Here is a 564-nt window from a genome sequence, read left to right on the forward strand (position 1 = left end):
CGATTCAAAAAATCCCGAGCAGGATCAGAAAAACAATTCTTCTAATGGCGGCGAAAAATAGTGCCAACTGATAGCGACAGACAGCCGCAGCCCAATCCCCGGAGACAAGCCTCATGACCGCCCGACCGCCGCTGGACGGCACCCCCGCCCTCGCCGACTACCGCCTCGCCGACAATCTCACCGCCACGCGCGGTCGCGTGTTCCTGACCGGCACCCAGGCGCTGGTGCGCCTGATGCTGATGCAGCGCGAGCGCGACGCCGCGCACGCGATCGACTCGGCCGGTTTCGTCAGCGGCTACCGCGGCTCGCCGCTGGGCATGGTCGACCAGCAGATGTGGAAGGCGAAGAAGCTGCTCGACGCGGCCCGCGTGCGCTTCCTGCCCGCCATCAACGAGGAGCTGGGCGGCACGGCGGTGCTCGGCACGCAGCGCGTCGAGGCCGACCCGGAGCGCACCGTCGAGGGCGTGTTCGCGATGTGGTACGGCAAGGGCCCCGGCGTCGATCGCGCCGGCGACGCGCTCAAGCACGGCAACGCCTATGGTGCCTCCCCGCATGGCGGCGTGC

1 pseudogene is annotated in these 564 nt (G+C 68.4%); it reads left to right on the plus strand.

Features of this window, described 5'->3' with window-relative positions:
- Positions 1-113: 113 nt before the first annotated feature.
- Positions 114-564, plus strand: a pseudogene (locus tag FQ755_RS06020) (pyruvate ferredoxin oxidoreductase); the annotation flags it as partial.

The sequence above is a fragment of the Paraburkholderia sp. BCC1885 genome, from assembly GCF_900996235.1.
Taxonomy (GTDB): domain Bacteria; phylum Pseudomonadota; class Gammaproteobacteria; order Burkholderiales; family Burkholderiaceae; genus Paraburkholderia.